The organism is Mesorhizobium sp. M7A.F.Ca.MR.362.00.0.0, assembly GCF_004023175.1.
GTDB lineage: Bacteria > Pseudomonadota > Alphaproteobacteria > Rhizobiales > Rhizobiaceae > Mesorhizobium.
On sequence record NZ_RZTF01000638.1, the window covers coordinates 1 to 2,209 of the forward strand.

General features: G+C 65.9%; 2 protein-coding genes. Both read left to right on the top strand.

Going from position 1 to position 2,209, the window contains the following annotated elements; genetic code table 11:
• The coding region (locus EOC06_RS36280; protein WP_164898969.1) for a hydantoinase/oxoprolinase family protein at positions 1 to 1,125 on the top strand (1,125 nt) is incomplete at its 5' end.
• A 4-nt stretch (positions 1,126 to 1,129) separates the two neighbouring features.
• Positions 1,130 to 2,209 (top strand): hydantoinase B/oxoprolinase family protein (locus EOC06_RS36285; RefSeq protein ID WP_206631344.1); only part of this gene is annotated, 1,080 nt, incomplete at its 3' end.

A 2,209-nucleotide genomic window follows, 5' to 3' on the forward strand; every position in this document is an offset into this window, starting at 1 on the left:
GGCACCGGCGAACTGATCGGCGAATTTCCGCTCCATATCCCTTCCGTGTCGGTGAGCTCGATCGGTGTAGGCGGCGGCTCGATCGCCAGTGTCGATGCGCAGGGGGTGCTACGGGTCGGGCCGGAATCGGCCGGTTCGACGCCAGGACCGGCCTGCTACGGCCGTGGCGGCGAGCGGCCAACGGTGACGGACGCCATGGTGGTGTGCGGATGGCTGGGCCACAGCGAGATGGCCTACGGCCAGTTGCGGATCGATACCGGACTGGCGCATCGCGCGGTCGGCGAACTTGCCGCGCAGCTCGGTCGCCCAGTCGAGCAGACCGCACAGGCGATCCTCGACATCGCGGTGTCGGAGATGTTCGTCGAGGTCGAGAAACTCGCCTCGCGTGCCGGCGTCGACCTGCGCGATTTCACGCTGATGCCCTTCGGCGGCGGTGGCCCCATGCTCGGCGCCTTTCTTGCCCGCGAACTCGGCATGAAGCGTGTCATGGCGCCCCGCCGTCCCGGCGTGGTGTCGGCGCTGGGCGGGCTGGTGGCGGACCTGCGCGGCGACTTCATCCGCACCATCTTCAGCCCGCTGTCGGGCACATCGCTGCCCACAATCCGCGGGGCCTTCGAGACCCTCGCGCAAGAGGGCCGCGAATGGCTCGCGGCGCAGGGGCACGACGGGGCCGCGCAACTCAATCTCTCCTGCGACATGCGCTACATCGGGCAGAGCTATGAAATCGAGGTCGTGTTGTCGCCGGAATGGCTTGCGGACGGCAACGCGGCCGCCATCGAACAGGCTTTCCACCGCACCCATGAGCGGCTCTACGATTTCCACGACCCGGACGGAGAGATCGAACTTGTGAATGTCCGGCTATCCGCAGTTGGCGCGGGGCCAAAACTCTCCTTCCCGGAGATCGACATGGTCGATGCCCCGGCCATTCCGGCGCGCCGGCTCCCGGTCTATACGGGCGTGAGTGTCGAGACCATCGACCTCCACAACCGGCAGACCCTCGCCCCGGGAAGCACGTTCCACGGGCCTGCCGTGGTCGTTCAGGAAGACACCACCTTTGCCATTCCCGCCGGAACGCAGGCACGGGTCGATCGCCACCTCAACCTTCTTCTGACTTTCGCGGAGTGACGCCTTGTTTGACCGGACAAACCTTCAGGTTCTGGCTAACCATGCCCGCGCGGCGGCCGAGAACATGGCCCACACGCTGCACCGCACCGCGCACTCCGCCTTCGTCAAGGAGACGCAGGACTTCACCGTGATGCTGATGGACCGTTCGGGGGCAACCTTCGCTGTCCCGATGGAACTCGGTGCCACCTGGTATCCCGGGCTTTCGTATCACCGCGCGATTGCGATGGTCGACGACTACCGGCCGGGAGACGTCGCCTTCACCAACGATCCCTATTCCGGCTACGTCGCCACCCACGCGCCCGACACGCATCTGTGGAAGCCGGTCTTCGTCGACGGCGAGATCGTCGCCTGGACCGGAGGGCACATCCACAACACCGACATGGGCGGAGCCGTGCCGGCTTCGCTCAGCCGGGCGCTGACCGAAATCCATCAGGAAGGCATCCGCTTTCCGCCCATGAAGCTGGTGAACGAGGGCGTCTTCGACGAGATGATCCTGCGGATCATGAGCACCAATGTGCGCAAGCCGGACCTCAACATCGGTGACATCAAGGCACTGGTGGGGGCGCTCAACACCGGCGAGCGCAAGATCCAGGCGATGGTGCGGAAGTTCGGCAAGGCCGGCTTCATCGAAGGCGTTGCCGCGCTTCTCGACCAGGCGGAAGCGCAGGCGCGCGACGTGCTGCGCTCCATGCCCGACGGCACGTGGGAATTCGCGGACTATGCCGACGAGGATTCGGTCGAGGCCAATCCCTGCCGGCTGAAGCTGACGCTGACGATCAAGGGCGACGAGGCGGTGCTCGATTTCACCGGCTCCGATCCGCAGCTCGGCTCCTCGCTCAACGTGCCCTCGGGCGGCGACCCGCGACACACCATGCTGCTGGTGGGCGTCTATTACGTGCTCTACACACTCAATCCGAAGATCCTGCTCAATACGGGCCTCACCCGGCCGTTTACCTGCATCGCACCCACGGGTTCGGTGCTGAACCCGGTATTCCCCGCTGCCGTTGGTATGCGCTCGCTCACCTGCGCCCGATTGCGGTCGGTCATCTTCGGCGCCTTTTCGCAAGCGGTGCCGGCGCGCCTG